The following is a 14,682-nucleotide window of genomic DNA, read 5'->3' as shown; positions in this document are numbered from 1 at the left end:
CTCTCCTCGTGGTGGTGCTCTGCTCGCCCCCGCCCCCGCCCCCCCCCCCCCCCCCCCCCCCCCCCTCGACTCTACCTTCGGGTCAGGCCTTCAGCACCTCCACCCGATACGAAACGCCATCACCGTCGTGCTCGATGATCAACCCGTGCACGTCCGATTCGAAACCCGGGAACCGCGCATTCTGCTCACGGGCAATCCGCAGCGACTGGATGATCGGCTCATCGCTGGCACCGAACCGCTCACCCGGCATGATGGTCGGGATCCCCGGCGGATACGGCACCAGCATCGTGGCGGCAATGCGGCCGCTGATCTGCTCGATGTCAACCCGCTCGATCTCGCCCTTCACCAGATGGTTGTAGGCATCGGCCGGTGTCATCACCGGGGTCGGCAGATCCACGTACATCTCGCGCATCACCTTGGCCACCGCAAATTCCTGGTTGAATGCGTGCAGCGCATCGCACAGGTCACGCAGGCCCCAGCCGGCGTAGGCAACCGGATAGTCGGCAGCCAGCGCCGGCAGCGACTGGCTCAGGGGCGCATTGCGGTCATACAGTTCCTTGAACGCCATCAGCTCGGTCACCAGGGTGCTCCACTTGCCCTTGGTGATGCCCATCGAAAACAGGAACAGAACCGAATAGAGGTTGGTCTTCTCCACGGTGATGCCACGGCTCCACAGGAACTTGCTCAGCACCGCCGCCGGAATGCCCAGCCTGCCCATGCTGCCGTCCATCGACAGGCCCGGGGTGAGCAGGGTGACCTTGATCGGGTCGATCAGCACGTAGTCGTCGACCAGGTTCTCGAAGCCGTGCCAATGACCATCGGGCTGCAGGTACCACTCCTCGCGCTTGGCCACCATCGGCGCGGGTGTATCGCCCTTGTCCAGGCTGCGCTCGACCTGGGTGGGTTGCCACACGCTGAACCACCAGTCCTCGCGCCCGAGGTCGTCGCGCACGTGCAGCATCGCGCGACGGAAGGCGATCGCCTCGTCATGCATCTCCTGCACCAGCGAACGGCCGGCATCGCCCTCCATCATCTTCGACGCCACGTCGCAGGCCGCGATCACCCCGTAATGCGGGCTGGTCGAGGTGTGCATCATGAACGACTCGTTGAAACGCTCGGCGTCCAGGTTGCGCTGTGCAGAATTGCGCACATGGATCATCGACGCCTGCGAGAACGCGGCCAGCAGCTTGTGGGTCGAATGGGTGGTGAAGATGATCGCGTCCTGCTCGCGCGGCTTGCCCTTGGCCATGCCGTAATGATTCTCGTAGAACGGATGGAACGCGGCATAGGCGTACCAGGCCTCGTCGAAGTGCAGGAAGTCCACCGCGCTGCCGATCTCGTCGGCGATCTTTTCGGCGTTGTAGCACAGGCCGTCATAGGTCGAATTGGTGACCACCGCGATGCGCGGCTTGGAGCCGGCAGTGTAGGCCTTGCTGGCCAGCGGATTGGCGGCGATGCGCTGCTGCAGTGATTCGGGGGTGAACTGGTCCAGGCTGATCGGGCCGATGATGCCGTGGGCGTTGCGGCTGGGGGTGAAGTACACCGGCACGGCACCGGTCATGATCAGCGCATGCAGCAGCGACTTGTGGCAGTTGCGGTCGACGAAGACCACGTCGCCGCGCGCCACCGTGCCGTGCCAGACGATCTTGTTGGCGGTCGAGGTACCGTTGGTGACGAAGAAGGTGTGATCGGCGCCGAAATTGCGCGCGGCCTCTTCCTCGGCGTCCTTGATCGGGCCGGTATGGTCGAGCAGCGAGCCCAGTTCAGGCACCGAGATCGACAGGTCGCTGCGCAGGGTGTTCTCGCCGTAGAACTGGTGGAAGGCGCGCCCCACCGGCGATTTGGTGAAGGCCACGCCACCGGCATGGCCCGGCGTATGCCAGGAATAGTTCGATTCGGCGGCGTGGTGGATCAGCGCCTTGAAGAACGGCGGCAGCAGGTTCTTCATGTAGTCTTCGGCTGCGCGCATCACCTGCCGCGCGATGAAACTCTTGGTATCCTCGAACAGGAAGATGAAGCCATGAATGTGCTTGAGCAGCTTGCTCGGCACCTTCTCGATGGTGCGCCGCTCGCCGTACAGGAACACCGGCAGGTTGGCCCGGCGCGCGCTCTGTTCACGCAGGAACGCGGTCAGTCGCTGGAACTCGCCGTCCACTTCCTCGCTGCCATCGATGGAGATCAGCACCGCCGAGGCAGCCACGTAGGTGCGCGCGCCGGCACGCGCATCATCCAGGTTCAGCCCGCACAGCACGCGCTGGTCGTTGCCACGCAGTTCCTCCACCAGCGCGCGGATCAGGATGCCGCCGATGCGCGGCGACTCGTAGTCGTTGTCGATGACAATGACCGGGTAATCCAGGGACTTGAAGTACACGTTGATTCTCCTTGTCGAACTCAGGAACGCTGGGCGCCGGCGCCGGCGCCGGCGCCGATAGCCGATGCCTCGCGGGCGCGCTGCCGCCGCTGGCGGCGCTCCTCGCTGAAGAAGGGATAGAACACGGTGATGAACAGCACGAACAGGAAGGCGTACTGCACGATGCTTCCCGACGAACCGTAGATCGCCCACAGGCAGTACACGACGGTCAGGCTGGTCAGGGTCCAGAACGCACCGGTATGTACCAGGGTGTGCGAGCGCTCGACCACGAAGTAGCAGGCCACGCACGAATAGATGTACGGCAGCAGGGTCAGCACCACCGCCGCCGACGTGATCACGTCGAACTGGGCCGAGGCGGTCTTCGAGGTGGAGGTGACCAGCACCGCCAGGGTCATCAGCACCGCCACGATCAGCACGCCCTTGACCGGCACGTCATCCTTGTTGGTCCTGCTGAAGATGCTCGGGAACAACCCGTCGTCAGAGGCCGCCTTGGCGCTCTGTGCGGTCAGCAGGATCCAGCCACCCAGCGAACCGGCAGCACCAACGAAGGCGCACAGGCTGACCAGCGCCCCGCCCCACCCGCCCACGGCCTTGGCGGCCGCCAGCGCGAACGGGGCATCGGACAACTGCAGTTCCGCATTGGGCACCATGCCCATGATCACCGAGGAACTGGCGATGTAGGCGATGGCAGCGAGGAACACGCCGGCCAGGGTGGCGCGGGCCACGTTCTTTTCCGGGTTCTCGACCACGCCCGCGGTCACCGAGGCCGACTCGACGCCGATGAAGGCCCACAGTGTCAGTGCCGCCGCGCTGGAGATCGCACCGAAGTTCGACTCACCCGACACGTTGTAGGCGCCCTTGAAGATGTCCGCATCGAAGAAGAACCAGCCGAAGATCGCGATGCCCAGGATCGGGACCAGCGCGAAGCTGGTGGTGACCGTCTGCACCCGCGTCACGAAGGCCGGGCCGATCACGTTGGCGAAGCTCAGCGCCCATACCAGCGCCAGCACCGCGATGCAGCGCACCAAAGGTTCGGACAGGATCGGGAAGAAATAGCTGAAGTAGCCCACGGCGGCGATCGGGATGGCGACATTGCCGATCCAGTTGGCGAACCAGTAGATGGTGTTGGTCTGGAAGCCCATGTAGGGCCCGAACCAGTCACGCGCATATGCATACGGGCCGCCGGCCTTGGGCGCCAACTTGCCCAGTTTGGCGAATACGAACGCCAGCAGCAGCGCGCCAGCCGTGGTGATCAGCCAGCCCCAGATGGAGGCGGTGCCGATCTTGGCCAGGCTGGAGGGCAGCAGGAATACACCGGAGCCCATCATGTTGCCGGCGACGAGGAAGGTGGCTCCGACCACCCCGATCTTCTTTGCTTCTGCCATGACACTCTCCTGAAGCTGGCATTGGCCCGGCAGCACCGGGCATGGGGACTGGCTGCGCTGGCGTCGACCGCGCTGGCGGCTATCTGATGAAGTTGTATTGCAGGCTGCCCTGTACCCGGACCGTGTCGCCGCGCGCGCCGCCCTGCTGTTCCAGGCGTCCGTACAGCAGCTCCATGCCCATTGTCCACGACGGTGCCGGGCTCCAGATCAGGTTGAACACGCCGTAGCGGCTTTCGCGGAACGCCTCGGCGGCCAATGCGCTGTTCCGCTCCAGGGTCAGCTGGCCGAAGACCAGGTTCGAGCGCCACAGCTGCGACCAGTAGTGGGTGTAGCCGACGAAGCCGCCGTGCAGATCCAGCGCATCGAGCCGCCCGGTGGCATTGACCACTGCATCCAGGCCAGAGCCGGTGAGGTCGGCGGTGTAGCGGCCCAGGCCGCGCCCGCCCAGCGCACCGAACAGCAGCAGATCGCGTTCGCCAACCGCCGCCGAGCCGCTCAGCTGCAGGCCACCGCCCATGCGCCGGTCGCGCTCGTCCTCACCGTCATAGGCCAGGCTGCGGGCCACCGCGCCCAGCTGCAGATGGCCCCAGTCGCGTTCCATGCGGGCGGTAACGCTGACGTCGGGCAGACGGTTGGCGGCCGCCCGTGTCTCGCTGGCCCCGGCCAGCTCGGTGTCGGGATCCTCGGCGGCCAGGGTCAGCGTATTGCCCTTGCCCATCGTAAAGCTGTGGTGGATGCCGGCGACCAGCAGATAACCCGCGCCGCCCGGCCCGGCAAAGTCCAGGGTGTCGGGCAGGCTGTCGGCGTCCATGAAGCTGGAATAGCCGTAACCGGCATAGGTATTGCCGAGCTGGCCATAGGCATGGCGCAGGCGGAACTGGTAGCCGTCGCTGCTGCCGAAGAAGTCGTTTTCCAGGTAGAAGCGCAGGTTGCCGTGCGTCGTGGGCCGCCGCGCCTCGAAGCTGAAGCGGGTCTGCTTGGCGTGGATGTTGAAATTGGACACATCGCGGTGGCTGCCGCCCACCGGTATCGACGAGGGGATGAACTGGTCCTCATCGCCGGCCGCGCGTGAATCGGCGATGGCATCGAGCTTGGCGTAGCCACCGATGCGGATGACGGTGTCCGTGCCGGGGATGGCGAAGAAGCCTTTCAGGTCAGGATCGGTCGGGCCCGCAGCGCTGTCCGGGCGCGACGCTGCAGTGGACGGATCGGCCACCGATTCACGCTGTGGCAGCACTGGCGATGCCACGCCAGGCACCTGGGTGGGATGCAGCACAGCCGTCGCGACCGGCGTGACGGGCGCGGTGGCTGGCGGGGCAGCGGACGCTGTCGACGCCGCGCTGGCAAGGGCTTCGCGCTGTTCGAGGCGGTCCAGGCGCTGCTGCATGCCTTCCAGTTCCTGGCGCAGGGTCACGATCTCGCGCCGCAAAGCCTGCGCGTCCTCCTCCTCAGCGTGGGCCGGCGTTGCCGCCATCGCCGCCATGCATGCCAGACTCAGTCCTGCCAAGCGCATTGCATCCTCCATGGACGAACACCTGCCAGACACTGCCGGGCGGGACGCCTGCGCGTTCCCGACAGCGACCTGCCGTTGCTGGGTTGCGGAGTACTGCGTCGATGCCCGCGGGCAGCCTGCACGCTGCAGGCAACAGGACCATGACATCGCCCCGTGTTTTCCGTGGGTAGGTCGACTGCGGCTGCGCTGCCAGCGAGGTGGCGACCGCAGGCGTCTGGGTAACAAGCCCGAAGTGAGAGTGTCGTGAATGACGCGACGCGAATCACCTTTTCCAGGCAGATCCGTGACGCTGCCCCTGTCGCGTTCACGCTGGAATCCATGCGTCAAGGCTAACGAGTCCGTCGCTTTCAGCCTTGATTGCGATCAACTTGCGATGTTTGATCTCAGTCACTATTCATAAGTGACGCCGCACCACTCACTGCGCAGCCGTATCCCGCCGCCCTGTCGCAGAATGCAGCAGGCCCGCACGTTGCCATGCGGGCCTGCTGTTGATCACGGGTGAGCGGCGCGGTCAGCGCGGACCCAGCACCTTCAGCAGGTCGTCGCCCTGCGGCAGGCCGGCACGGCGCTCGACACTGCCCTCTGCATTCTGGAACAGGATGCCCGGCGTACCCTGGAAGCCCATTTCCACCATCAGCACCTGGTTGGCGTCGAGCTTGCCAGCGACATCGCGGCTGATGCTCGGCAGCGGTTTGATGCCACCGCGGTCGAATTGGTGTTCGTTCTCCAGCAGCGCGGCGCTGGGGTCGCGGGCGGACAGGATGGCCGCGGCCTTGGCCGGGCTGTCTTCGCGGATCACGCCGACCATGATGTGCCGCAGCTGTACCTTGCCTGCATCCACCCAGGGACGCGCCGCATCCCAGAACTTATGGCAATACGGGCAGTTTGCGTCACTGAAGGTGTAGACGATCCGCGGCGCGTCGGCCTTGCCGTCACGCACCCACGCGCTGGCTTCCAGCTTGGACCACATCTTGGCCGACATCGGCGCGGACACCAGCTTCTCCACCGCCTCGGCGGCCACGTCGTTGCCCTCGGCATCGAACAGGCTGCCGACCAGCACATGCTTGCCATCCGCGGTGACATACGCCGCCGCCGGCTGCTGGCCACCGACCACGCCGGCAAAGCCGCGCAGGCCGCCCGGCGCATCGAATTCGGAAACGACTTCGAAGCCGTGCTTCTCGATGCCCTTCAGGACCGCGGGGCGCTCGCCCTTGCCTGCCGCACGGGCCGCCGCAGCGGTGCCGGCGGGCGTCTTGGCCGGCGGCGTCTGTGCCTGGCTGCAGGCGGTCATCGCCAGCAGCATCGGCAGGATCAGGACCGCAGGCGCGGTGCGCGAAATCGACAGCATGGGAACTCCAAAAGGAAATGCCCGCGCAGGCTACCGCAGCCTGCGCAGTTTGTGTTCAAGACCGGCCTGGGTCAGTTCACCGAGGTGCAGATCCTGCAGGCGCCCTTGCGCATCGAAGAACAGGGTCGAGGGATAGGCCCGCACGCCCAGCGCGGTGGAGGCCGACGCAGGCTCGTCCAGCAGGACATCGCGCAGTGCAAGCTGCTCTGCGGCCAGGAACTGCTGTACCTCCTCCTGGCCTTCGCCCTGGTTGAGGAAGACGAACTGCAGTCCGGGGTGGGACTGCTGCGCACGGGCCAGAACCGGCATTTCGCGCCGGCATGGGCCACACCAGCTGGCCCAGAGATTCAGCACCACGGGCTTGCCACGGAATCGATCGAGGTCAAGCGACTGCCCCTGCAGATCCACCACCTGCACCGCCGGCAGGGACAGCGTGTTGGCCTGCCACTGCGACAGACCATAACTGCCCACGCCCCACAGCAGCGCACCAACGAGTGCACTGCACAACACAGGAACACGCAGCAAAGGATGACGACGCAGGCGCCAGACACCCCACCCCAGCGCGGCAGCCAGCACGACGACCACGTGATAGCCGCCATCGGCAATCTGCAACATGCTCCAGGGCGCGTCACGATAGAAAGCGAAATTGGCGGCAATGAAGGACACACGGCCGCACAGCAGGCCGACCAGCAGCATGTCCAGCACCTGGCCCGCGCCCGAAGGCCGCAGCGGCACGGGCTGGCGCGCCGGCCAGAGCCGCGCGATGCCCATTGCCAGAAGCAGACAGATCAGAATCACCCCTGCCGGCATCGGCACCGGCCCCACACTTGCCATTACATCACCTGCACCACATTCCAGAGTCCTGCATGGTCGGAGCGCCGCGCCCGCGCTGCAAGCGCGGCGTCCCGTGGTTGTCAGGCCGCGTCCAGCCGCGAGTCTGCAACCGGTACCACCGGCACGGCCCGCGATGCTATCGCCGCCGGTGCCGGCAACGCGCGCTCACGCCGCTTGCAGTTCACGTGCCGGCGGTAATTGGCCGGCGTCATGCCGACGATGCGCAGGAACAGGCGACGGAACGCGCTCTGGTCCGCATAACCCACGCCCCAGGCCACCTCGTCGATGCTGGCGCCCTGCTGCAGCAGGGTCTGCGCCTTGGCCACGCGCAGCCGCTGGCAGTACTCGATGGGGCGCAGCCCGGTGGCTTTCAGGAAGCGCCGCTGCAGCGTCCGCGGCTCAAGGCCGGAGACCTCGCAGATGGCCGGCAGCGTCGCCCCGCGTGCAGACGTCGTGTGCAGCCAGCGCTGGGCCTTGAGCACATCACGGTCGCCGTGGGCGAAGTTGGCACTGAACCGCTCCAGGTCCTGCTGCACGCCCGCCGGTACGACGATGCCCAACTGCTGTGCGACCGCGCTGGCCACGCCCTGCCCGTGCAGGCGATACAGCAGGCGCAGGCCCAGGTAACGCCATGCCTGCGGGCCGGCCACGGTGAGCAGGTCGCCATCATCGACCAGCGTACGTTCGCTGGGGGCCCAGCTGGCGGCCTGGCCCTGCAGGCCCGGATGGCGTCGCAGATCAGGGCCCGACACGGTGCGCCCAGCCAGCAGGCCCGCCCGAGCCAGCACGCCGACGCCGTCGGCCGCCGCGGCCAACAGGCTGCCGCCGTCGTAATGCGCACGCAGCCAGTCCAGCAGGACTTCCTCGGCGCGCACCGAGACCACCGGGCTGACCTGGCCCGGCAGGGCGATCACGGCGGGAATCGCCGCATCCAGCATTTCCGCGCCGGCGATGCGGTTCACGCCGCGGTTGCTGGCCGGCACGATCCAGCGGGTGACCAGCACGCGGGCACTGGGGCGCCGCTGCTGCTGGGCCAGGCGATTGGCCACATGGGCCATTTCAGCCAATACCGAAGCTGCTGACGGATCCCCCCCCGGATACTCGACCACGGCAACCTCGACGAAACCCTCGTTGTTCAGTCCCTCCACACTCCCCTCCTCCATTCGTTCAGGCCGTCGAGCGGCCGGTTCAGGCGAAGGGTAGGAAGTGCCGCAACGGCAGGGCTATGAAGAAAGTTGCAAAGTGCGCTGAATGGGGGAAACCCATAAACCCTTGACTCTTGACTAGACTCCAGGGTTGACAATGGCGACATCCACCAGGAGTGCGCCATGAATATTGGACAGCTGGCCCGCGAGGCCGGGGTGCCGATCGACACCGTCCGCTACTACGAACGCCAGCAGCTGCTGCCCACCGCGGCGCGCTCTGCCGGCGGCTACCGCATCTTCGGCGAGCAGGACCTGCGCCGGCTGCGCTTCATCCGCCGGGCCAAGGCGCTGGGTTTCAGCCTGGAGGAAATCGCCGAGCTGCTGGCACTGAGCGATCGCCACCAGCAGGACATGGCCAGCGTGCGCGATACGGCACAGGCCCGCCTGCTCGACATCGAGCAGCGGATGGCCGAACTGCAGCGCATGCATGCCGCACTGGCACAGCTGGTGGACGCCTGCCCCGGCCATGGCGCGCTGGAACAGTGCCCCATCCTCGCCGCACTGACCGAGGACAACGCATGAACAGCGGACATTCCCATCACGGCCACGGCCAATCGCCCACGGCAGACAGCTGCTGTGGCGGTGCGAAGCAGGCGCCTGCCACGGTGAAGGACCCGGTCTGCGGCATGAACGTGGACCCGGCCAGCAGCCCCCACCACGCTGAACACGCTGGAAAGCAGTGGCACTTCTGCTCGGCACTCTGCCGCGAGCGCTTCATCGCCACGCCCAGCGCCTTCGATGGCAGCGCGCCGCAGGCCGCCGGCGGCTGCTGCGGCGGGCACAAGAAGGCAGCGGTCGGCACCGCCACGGTGAAGGACCTGGTCTGCGGCATGGACGTCGACCCGGCCCGCACCGCGCATCACGCCCATCACCAGGGCCAGGACTACCACTTCTGCAGTGGCGGCTGCCGGCAGAAATTCATCACCGATCCGCAGCGTTACCTCGATCCGTCGTCCTACGTCGCCCCCGAGGTTCCCGCGGGCACGCTCTACACCTGCCCGATGGACCCGGAAATCGTGCAGGAGGGCCCCGGCACCTGCCCGATCTGCGGCATGGCGCTGGAACCGATGATGCCCAGCCTGGACGACGGCGAGAATCCGGAACTGACCGACTTGCGCCGCCGCTTCTGGGTGTCGCTGCCGCTGAGCGTGGCGACGATGGCGCTGGCGATGCTGGCGATGACGCCGCTGCTGCATGCGCTGTCGCCGACGCTGCGGGTGTGGATCGAGGGCGCGCTGGCCACGCCGGTGGTGCTGTGGGCGGGCTGGCCGTTCCTCGAACGCTGGGCGCAGTCGATCCGCAACCGCAGCCCCAACATGTGGACGCTGATCGGCACCGGCGTCATCGCCGCCTACGGCTACAGCGTGGTGGCCACGCTTGCACCGGGCGTGTTCCCGCCCTCGTTCCAGCAGCACGGCCACGTCGGCGTGTATTTCGAAGCGGCGGCGGTGATCATCTCGCTCACCCTGCTCGGCCAGTTGATGGAGCTGCGGGCGCGGGCCAAGACGTCGGCAGCGATCAAGGCACTGCTGGGCCTGGCACCGAAGACCGCGCGGCGCATCGATGCCGATGGCAGCGAGCATGACGTCGAACTGGCGCTGGTGAAGGCAGGCGACCGACTGCGCGTGCGTCCCGGCGAGAAGGTGCCGGTGGATGGCCGCGTGCTGGAGGGCCGTTCTTCGCTGGACGAATCGATGCTGACCGGCGAACCGATACCGGTGACCAAGCAGGCCGGCGACAGCGTGATCGGCGCGACCCTGAATGGTTCCGGCGCACTGGTGATCCAAGCCGAGCGCGTTGGCGATGACAGCATGCTGGCGCAGATCGTGCAGCTGGTGGCCCAGGCGCAACGTTCGCGCGCGCCGATGCAGCGCATGGCCGACAAGGTGGCGTACTGGTTCGTGCTGGCGGTGCTGGCTGTGGCCGCGCTGGCGCTTTTCGGCTGGGGCCTGTTCGGACCGGAGCCGTCATGGACGCATGGCGTGCTGAGCGCGGTGGCGGTGCTGATCATTGCCTGCCCGTGTGCGCTGGGGCTGGCCACGCCGATGTCGACCATGGTCGCCACCGGCCGCGCCGCGCAGCATGGCGTGCTGTTCCGCGATGCCGAAGCCATCGACGCACTCGGCAAGGTCGACACACTGGTGATCGACAAGACCGGCACGCTCACCGAGGGCCGCCCGGCGTTCGATGCCGTGCATGCCTCCGCGGGCTTCGAAGACACCCAGGTGCTGCAGTGGGCGGCGAGCCTGGACCAAGGCAGCGAGCATCCGCTGGCTGAAGCCATCGTCACCGCTGCACGCACGCGTGGATTGCCGGTGCTGGCGGTGGAGGATTTCGATTCGATCACCGGCCTGGGCGTGCGTGGCCGCGTGGACGGCCGCGAGATGTGGCTGGGCAACACGGCGCTGATGGCCGGGCAATCGGTGCAGGTGGCCGCCGTGCAGGAGCAGGCCGATGCGCTGCGCCGTCGTGGTGCCAGCGTGATGTACCTGGCAGTGGAAGGGCAGCTTGCAGGCCTGTTGTCAGTGGCTGATCCGATCAAGTCGACCACGGCCGAAGCGATCGCCGCGCTGCACCGCGACGGGCTGCGCATCATCATGGCCACCGGCGATGGCCTGCTGACCGCGCAGGCCGTTGCGTCCACCCTGGGCCTGGATGAAGTGCATGGCGAGAGCCGTCCCGCCGACAAGGCCGCACTGGTGCAGCAGCTGCAGGCACACGGGCGCGTCGTGGCGATGGCCGGCGACGGCATCAACGATGCCCCTGCACTGGCCAGTGCCGACATTGGCATCGCCATGGGCACCGGCACCGACGTGGCGATGTCCAGCGCACAGGTCACGCTGGTGAAGGGCGATCTGCGCGGGATCCTGCGTGCGTGCCAGTTGTCGCGTGCAGCCGTGCGCAACATGCGGCAGAACCTCGGCTTCGCCTTCCTCTACAACGGGCTGGGCATTCCGGTCGCGGCCGGCGTGCTGGTGCCATGGGGCATTTCGTTGTCGCCGATGCTCGCTGCGGTGGCGATGAGCCTGAGTTCGGTATCGGTCATCAGCAACGCGTTGCGCCTGCGCGCGCAGCGTCTGCCGGGCGGCTGACAACGACCTCGCAACGGACGTGAAGAAAAGTGCAACAAACGCTTGCCAACCCCCGGGGGCACAGCTATTATTTCGCTCCTCAGCGACGTGGGGCCATAGCTCAGCTGGGAGAGCGCCTGCATGGCATGCAGGAGGTCAGCGGTTCGATCCCGCTTGGCTCCACCAATCTTTCGGCATTAGGCCGTCGGAAGAGTCGCAAAAGAACATTGATGAGATCTGCGTCCCCATCGTCTAGAGGCCTAGGACATCACCCTTTCACGGTGGCGACCGGGGTTCGAATCCCCGTGGGGACGCCAACTCATCACGAACAACGAGGACCCGGCCGATAACCGGGTCTTTTTTGTTCACCGCCTACCGGCGTTCAGGTTGTGGCGTTGCGGTTCCCCTGCCCTCGTGGCCGCGGTGAACCAAAACGAAGAAAGCGAAAAAAAGCTTCCACAAAGGTGAATACGTTGGTAAGATAGGCGGCTCGGTAACACGGGGCCATAGCTCAGCTGGGAGAGCGCCTGCATGGCATGCAGGAGGTCAGCGGTTCGATCCCGCTTGGCTCCACCACTTTCGACATTAGGCCGTCGAAGGTTCTACAACGTGTAGTTTTTCGTGCGTCCCCATCGTCTAGAGGCCTAGGACATCACCCTTTCACGGTGGCGACCGGGGTTCGAATCCCCGTGGGGACGCCAGTTTCAAAACGGACCCTGCTCCCGGCAGGACAATCCGGAGTTTCATGGGGCCATAGCTCAGCTGGGAGAGCGCCTGCATGGCATGCAGGAGGTCAGCGGTTCGATCCCGCTTGGCTCCACCACTTCGACATTAGGCCGTCGAAGATCTACAACTTGAAGTTTTCGTGCGTCCCCATCGTCTAGAGGCCTAGGACATCACCCTTTCACGGTGGCGACCGGGGTTCGAATCCCCGTGGGGACGCCAATTCTTGAAGACCCCAGCCTCGGCCGGGGTTTTTTTTGCCTGTCATTCCAGTAGATCCACGCCATGCGTGGATGAATGCCTGATGCCACTGACTCAGAACCGCCGATACATCCCGATCGAGGCCGGCGCCGTCGGTGCAAACCCGAACTGCGCATACAGGCGGTGCGCCTCACCATCGGCCAGCAGGCTCACATAGGCCGACGGCGGCAGCGTTGCCTCCATCCAGGCGTCCAGCCGCCGCATCACCTCCTTGCCCAAGCCCTGCCCCTGCAACCGGGGCACGACCGCGATATCGCACACCTGCAGGTGGCAGCCACCATCGCCGACGATCCGGCCCATCGCCACCAGTTCGCTGCCCTGGTACGCGCAGACCCCGAACAGGGTATTGGGCAGCGCGCGGCTGGCGGCCTCGGCGGTCTTGGCGCTCAGCCCCGCCAGCAGCCGCAGCTGGCAGTAATCCTCAACGGTCGGCACGCCATCGCGGAACTGGCAGCTCGTCGAATCGTTCATGCGTCATCTCCCGGGTGTCGGGCTATCCTGCCGCAGTCTCGTCGCAGCCGCTGCGACCTTCGCCCAAAGAATGCCCATGTGCTATTCCGCCCTGATCCGCGCCGACTACGCCAAGCTCGTCCGTGAGTACGGCGCCGTGCTGTCGCTGGAAGAATTCGCCGAGCTGTACGCACACGATCCCGGCAAGAAGCGGCCGAAGACGCCCAAGGCCATGGACGATGGTTTTGCCGGTGCGCGCACCGAACAGGGCCGCGACATCGTGGCGAAGATCCAGCAATGGCATGCCGAGGAGCAGCAGACGCTGCAGGCCGAACTGCTGAAGCAGGGCGAACGGCGCGACATCGCCAACGCCACGCTGGTCACGCGGCCCACGCAGAAGGCACGCAACGACCTGCGCGTGGCCAGCAACCGCATCGAGCGTGCACAGGCCCGCTTGGATGATCTGCACCGGGTGCAGCTGCTGCCCCGCGACAACCGCATCTTCCCTGGCACCTACGCGCCGGTGATGGTCAGCGAGAACGGGCAGCGGGTGATCAAGCCGATGCGCTACCAGTGCCGCCTGCCGGACAAGCCCGCACGCAACGACGTGCTCTATCCGGGCACCTACAACGCGCGCCGCGACAGCCTGGAAGGCTACTGGCGCGGCGCCTTCGGCCTGCGCCATGGCGTGGTGGTGGTCAGCGCGTTCTACGAGCATGTGCCGCGCCATGCCATCGCCGGCCGCAGCTTGGCTGCAGATGAAAAGGAACAGGACGTGGTCCTGGAATTCCGCCCCGATCCACCGCGCGACCTGCTGCTGGCCTGCCTGTGGGCCGAATGGGAAGGACCGGAGGGTCGCCTGCTGTCCTTCGCCGCGATTACCGACGCACCACCGGCCGACGTCGCTGCCGCCGGCCATGACCGCGGCGTGGTACCGATCCGTCGCGAACACCTGGACGCCTGGCTCAATCCCGATCCGGACCAGTTGGCCACGCAGTACGCCATCCTCGATGATCGCGAGGATCTGCGTTACGTCTACGAGGAAGCGGCCTGAGACGGAAGACTGCGCTCAGGCCTGCGCGCTGGTACGACCGACGGCGCGCAGCAAGGCCTGCGACAGATCCACCGACAGATAGGGTTTCACCAGCAGCACGCCGTCGCGCATCGATGCAGGCAGCTGCTCGGCGGTCATGCCGGTGGCCAGCACGAAGGGCACGCCCGCTGCAGCGAGCGCCGCGGCGACCGGTTCACTGGTTTCGCTGCGGGCCAGCCGGTAATCCAGCAGCGCCACGTCCGGCGAGGTTTCCTGCAGCAGGCGCAGCGATTCAGCAACCGTCGCCGCCAGGCCGACGACCACGGCGCCGGCCTGCACCAGCTGCATCTGCAGCAGGGCGGCACTCATTTCGTCGTTTTCGACCACCAACACGCGCAGATCCTGCAACGCCGCCATGGGGCCTCCCGCCACCTGTTAAGCCGATCCAGTATAGCCATCAGCCAGCCATAGCCGACAGGACGTCGGGC

At 66.4% G+C, this 14,682-nt stretch carries 11 protein-coding genes and 6 tRNA genes; 9 read left to right on the top strand and 8 right to left on the bottom strand.

Annotated features, from left to right (window positions below):
- Positions 1 to 82 precede the first annotated feature (82 nt).
- From FJU31_RS06925 to FJU31_RS06900, 6 genes are all read right to left on the bottom strand, one after another.
- On the bottom strand, positions 83 to 2,371 hold the full coding sequence (locus FJU31_RS06925) for an Orn/Lys/Arg family decarboxylase (RefSeq protein ID WP_150454090.1): 2,289 nt from the start codon (positions 2,369 to 2,371) through the stop codon (positions 83 to 85).
- A gap of 20 nt (positions 2,372 to 2,391) precedes the next feature.
- The gene (gene adiC, locus FJU31_RS06920; protein ID WP_150454089.1) at positions 2,392 to 3,756 is read right to left on the bottom strand and encodes an arginine/agmatine antiporter; all 1,365 of its coding nucleotides are present in this window, start codon (positions 3,754 to 3,756) and stop codon (positions 2,392 to 2,394) included.
- 79 nt (positions 3,757 to 3,835) lie between these two features.
- Positions 3,836 to 5,269, bottom strand: coding sequence for a DcaP family trimeric outer membrane transporter (locus tag FJU31_RS06915; protein WP_150454088.1), 1,434 nt, complete (start codon positions 5,267 to 5,269; stop codon positions 3,836 to 3,838).
- Positions 5,270 to 5,780: 511 nt separating this feature from the next.
- Positions 5,781 to 6,617 carry a thiol:disulfide interchange protein DsbG gene (gene dsbG, locus FJU31_RS06910; RefSeq protein ID WP_150454087.1) on the bottom strand — a complete coding sequence of 279 codons (837 nt, stop codon included), beginning with the start codon at positions 6,615 to 6,617 and terminating at the stop codon, positions 5,781 to 5,783.
- Positions 6,618 to 6,647: 30 nt separating this feature from the next.
- The gene (locus FJU31_RS06905; protein WP_150454086.1) at positions 6,648 to 7,451 is read right to left on the bottom strand and encodes a TlpA disulfide reductase family protein; all 804 of its coding nucleotides are present in this window, start codon (positions 7,449 to 7,451) and stop codon (positions 6,648 to 6,650) included.
- 80 nt (positions 7,452 to 7,531) lie between these two features.
- Positions 7,532 to 8,599, bottom strand: coding sequence for a GlxA family transcriptional regulator (locus FJU31_RS06900; RefSeq protein WP_246161238.1), 1,068 nt, complete (start codon positions 8,597 to 8,599; stop codon positions 7,532 to 7,534).
- Positions 8,600 to 8,779: 180 nt separating this feature from the next.
- Between FJU31_RS06900 and FJU31_RS06895 the strand changes: the two genes are divergently transcribed.
- The 8 genes from FJU31_RS06895 to FJU31_RS06860 all read left to right on the top strand — a co-directional run bounded on the left by FJU31_RS06895 (position 8,780) and on the right by FJU31_RS06860 (position 12,672).
- Positions 8,780 to 9,178 (top strand): heavy metal-responsive transcriptional regulator, encoded by a 399-nt coding sequence (locus tag FJU31_RS06895; protein ID WP_150454085.1) that lies wholly within the window; start codon positions 8,780 to 8,782, stop codon positions 9,176 to 9,178.
- Complete coding sequence (locus tag FJU31_RS06890; RefSeq protein WP_150454084.1) at positions 9,175 to 11,748, top strand: heavy metal translocating P-type ATPase; 2,574 nt, start codon at positions 9,175 to 9,177, stop codon at positions 11,746 to 11,748. The genes FJU31_RS06895 and FJU31_RS06890 overlap by 4 nt, the downstream gene beginning before the upstream one ends.
- An 89-nt stretch (positions 11,749 to 11,837) precedes the next feature.
- Positions 11,838 to 11,913 (top strand) — tRNA-Ala (locus tag FJU31_RS06885).
- Between the two features lie 55 nt (positions 11,914 to 11,968).
- Positions 11,969 to 12,044, top strand: a tRNA-Glu gene (locus FJU31_RS06880).
- A 183-nt stretch (positions 12,045 to 12,227) separates the two neighbouring features.
- Positions 12,228 to 12,303 (top strand) — tRNA-Ala (locus FJU31_RS06875).
- Between the two features lie 49 nt (positions 12,304 to 12,352).
- Positions 12,353 to 12,428 (top strand) — tRNA-Glu (locus FJU31_RS06870).
- Between the two features lie 46 nt (positions 12,429 to 12,474).
- Positions 12,475 to 12,550, top strand: a tRNA-Ala gene (locus FJU31_RS06865).
- A gap of 46 nt (positions 12,551 to 12,596) precedes the next feature.
- Positions 12,597 to 12,672 (top strand) — tRNA-Glu (locus tag FJU31_RS06860).
- Between the two features lie 93 nt (positions 12,673 to 12,765).
- On the opposite strand, the gene FJU31_RS06855 is transcribed toward FJU31_RS06860, so the two are convergent.
- Positions 12,766 to 13,182 carry a GNAT family N-acetyltransferase gene (locus FJU31_RS06855; protein ID WP_150454083.1) on the bottom strand — a complete coding sequence of 139 codons (417 nt, stop codon included), beginning with the start codon at positions 13,180 to 13,182 and terminating at the stop codon, positions 12,766 to 12,768.
- Positions 13,183 to 13,258: 76 nt separating this feature from the next.
- Between FJU31_RS06855 and FJU31_RS06850 the strand changes: the two genes are divergently transcribed.
- Complete coding sequence (locus tag FJU31_RS06850; RefSeq protein ID WP_150454082.1) at positions 13,259 to 14,215, top strand: SOS response-associated peptidase family protein; 957 nt, start codon at positions 13,259 to 13,261, stop codon at positions 14,213 to 14,215.
- Between the two features lie 15 nt (positions 14,216 to 14,230).
- On the opposite strand, the gene FJU31_RS06845 is transcribed toward FJU31_RS06850, so the two are convergent.
- Entirely contained in the window at positions 14,231 to 14,611 is a 381-nt protein-coding gene (locus FJU31_RS06845) for a response regulator (protein ID WP_150454081.1), read from the bottom strand.
- Between the last annotated feature and the right edge of the window lie 71 nt (positions 14,612 to 14,682).

The organism is Stenotrophomonas cyclobalanopsidis, assembly GCF_008710035.1.
GTDB lineage: Bacteria > Pseudomonadota > Gammaproteobacteria > Xanthomonadales > Xanthomonadaceae > Stenotrophomonas > Stenotrophomonas cyclobalanopsidis.
Note: the sequence above shows the minus strand (reverse complement) of the source record. Positions and strands in the feature narration are given on the sequence as shown.

Bases quoted from the DNA above. Each gene is read 5' to 3' on its own strand.
- adiC (WP_150454089.1), bottom strand. From the start codon at position 3,756: ATGGCAGAAGCAAAGAAGATCGGGGTGGTCGGAGCCACCTTCCTCGTC.
- FJU31_RS06915 (WP_150454088.1), bottom strand. From the start codon at position 5,269: ATGCGCTTGGCAGGACTGAGTCTGGCATGCATGGCGGCGATGGCGGCA.
- dsbG (WP_150454087.1), bottom strand. From the start codon at position 6,617: ATGCTGTCGATTTCGCGCACCGCGCCTGCGGTCCTGATCCTGCCGATG.
- FJU31_RS06905 (WP_150454086.1), bottom strand. From the start codon at position 7,451: ATGGCAAGTGTGGGGCCGGTGCCGATGCCGGCAGGGGTGATTCTGATC.
- FJU31_RS06895 (WP_150454085.1), top strand. From the start codon at position 8,780: ATGAATATTGGACAGCTGGCCCGCGAGGCCGGGGTGCCGATCGACACC.
- FJU31_RS06890 (WP_150454084.1), top strand. From the start codon at position 9,175: ATGAACAGCGGACATTCCCATCACGGCCACGGCCAATCGCCCACGGCA.
- FJU31_RS06855 (WP_150454083.1), bottom strand. From the start codon at position 13,182: ATGAACGATTCGACGAGCTGCCAGTTCCGCGATGGCGTGCCGACCGTT.
- FJU31_RS06850 (WP_150454082.1), top strand. From the start codon at position 13,259: ATGTGCTATTCCGCCCTGATCCGCGCCGACTACGCCAAGCTCGTCCGT.
- FJU31_RS06845 (WP_150454081.1), bottom strand. From the start codon at position 14,611: ATGGCGGCGTTGCAGGATCTGCGCGTGTTGGTGGTCGAAAACGACGAA.